This window comes from Rhizobacter sp. P1_G5 (genome assembly GCF_056405435.1).
On sequence record NZ_JBFUCB010000783.1, the window covers coordinates 1 to 2419 of the forward strand.

Sequence of the window (2419 nt, forward strand, 5' to 3'; positions counted from 1 at the left end):
GCCGGCGCCTGCGACAGGCTGACGCCGACGCTCGCGCTGGCGCCCTCGGCCACGCCCAGCGTGCCCGCGCTCAGCACGATGGCCGGCGTGCCGCCGCTGCCGTCGCCGTCGATGTTCGCGTAGTCGTTGAAGGCCATCGCGATATCGGCCTGCGCCCAGAAGCGGTGGTAGACCCAGTCGGGCGAGGCGCCGCCGGCCAGGTAGGCCTGCAGCTTCGGCCACTGCGGATCCTGCTGGTACTTCGGCCGCAGGCTCAGGAAGGTCGCGTTCGAATCGATGGTCGCACCCTGCGCGTTGGTGCCGCTCCAGCCGGAGGGCACGTAGACGCCCGAGCCGGTTGCCGGGTCGTAGGCGTCGTCGAAGCGCAGGTAGTCGGTGCGCTTCTCGGCGACGGCGATGCCCTTGCTGTCCTGGTAGCGGGTCCAGGCGCGGTCCAGCAGCTCCTTCGCGAGGGTCTTCGCAGCGGCGTTGCCGGATTTCGCGGCGTAGTGGATCAGCGTGCGCGCGAAGGCGGCGGTGGTGCCGATGTCGCTCGTGCGATCGGCCACCGTGACGCGCAGGCTGGCATTCGCGCCCGGCGAGGCGGGGTTCCAGGTGTCGGGCTGGCCGCTCCACTTCAGCGTGCTCGGGATCGCGTAGCTGCCATCGGCGTTCAGCAGCGTCTGCGCCGAGGCCCAGGCCACCCACTTGTCGAGCAGCGCCTTCGCCTTCGCGTCGCCGCTCGCGCGGTAGTACTCGGCCACCCGCTGCATCGACCACACCTGCATGCCGAACCACTCGTTCGACCCCGGGTCGTGGTAGACCGGGTTCTCGTCGTAGGCCATGCCGTAGAAGGTGGCGGTGCCGGCGGGCGGTGCGCCGTAGTTGCCGCCCCAGCTGTTGGTGGCGCCGCCGGCGATCGCGCCGTCGGCCGACTGCAGCCAGCGGTAGAACTCGAGCTGGCGGGCGAGGCTCTTGCCCCAGTCGCCGGCCGCCGTCGGCGAGCCCGGCTTGAAGTCGGCCTGCGTCGACAGCGCCCAGGCCGCGAGCGGGTTCTGGTAGCCGAAGTGGTTGTGGCTGGAGCCGATGCGCCAGGCCCAGCCGGCGCTCGCGTCGGCCGCGCCGCCCCAGGCGTAGTACCAGCTCATCAGGTAGGTCTGGTTGTCGCGCAGGCCGTTCGAATCGGGCAGGCCGGTGCCGGGCGCGCAGGCCTGCGCGCCGACGCAGTTGCCGATCTTCTTGAAGTACTTGTCGAACATCGAGTAGCGCAGGTAGTCGCCCATGCGGGCCGCCTTCTTGACGAGGTCGGCCACGTCGGCGCCCTTGCCCTGCGCCTTCGCCCACACCGAGGCCCAGTAGACGGCCTGGATCGCGCGCGCATCCGCGTCCGGCGCATTGGTGTAGCGCCACTGCTTCGCGTAGCTCTGGTCGCCGATGAACAGGCTCAGGAAGCCCTGCGTGCCGCCGCTGCGGCCCCAGCGGAAGGTGTCGCACGAGGGATGGGGAATCGTCTCCCACACCGATTCCTGCGGCCCGCGCTGGAAGGTGTTGATGTAGGCCGGCTTGGTGGTGCCGTCGCCGCAGCGGCCGTAGCCGTACCAGTTGTCGACGTCGGTCAGCCAGTGCATGCCGTAGATGTCGCGCGTGCCGTAGGCCGTCGCGAGCTCGGTGGCGATCGGGTCCTGCCCCGGCGTCACCGAGTTGTCCAGCGGCGCGGGGTAGTTCTTCGGCAGCGCGAACTCGCCGGCGTAGGTGGCCGGCTTGGCGGGGTTGTAGAAGCTGTTGGTGGGCTGGTCGGCCGTGGGCGGGATGATGGTCCGCTCCATCGTCGCCCAGGCGGCCTTCAACGGTGCCCAGTCGCCGGTGACGCGGCCGTACTGGGCCTCGAGCCAGAGCCAGAAGCTGTAGGCCTCGGAGGTCGTCTCATGGCCGTAGTCCGGCGCCTCGACCATCAGCGTCTCGATCGAGTGGTACGGCACGCCGTCGCTGCTGAAGTAGCCGTTCGCCGGATCCTTGATCTTGTTGTACTGCGTCAGGAAGCGCTGCGTGTACTCGGCATCGGCGGCGCGCGCCGGTGCGGCGAGCGACAAGGCGAGCACGGCGGCGGCAACGGCCGAAAGCATGTGGAATCGGATCTTCATCGAAATGTCTCCTGTTTTGAAAACGTTTTCACGATGGTGAGACTGCGAGTGAGACTGCGACTGAAACTGCGATCAAGCGCACTGCGCCACCGCGGCGCCAGGGCGCAGCGGTGGGTACAACGATTCGCGGAGTGTTCGAGCGCGTCAGGACGGGCTGGGGGTGCCCGGGCGCTCAAGGGTGGCCAATGGCCGGCGGGAGGACTGCAACTGCATCATTCCGTGTCTCCTTTCCCTCGGCGCGGCGGTCTTGCGACGGCGCGCCGTCATGTTCTGGACGGTCTGTCTACAACTGCCGTTGA

1 protein-coding gene is annotated in these 2419 nt (G+C 69.1%); it reads right to left on the reverse strand.

Annotated features, from left to right (window positions below; translation table 11 throughout):
- On the reverse strand, positions 1 to 2120 hold a 2120-nt coding region (locus AC1D12_RS30990), incomplete at its 3' end, for a glycoside hydrolase family 48 protein (RefSeq protein WP_477845042.1).
- Positions 2121 to 2419 lie beyond the last annotated feature (299 nt).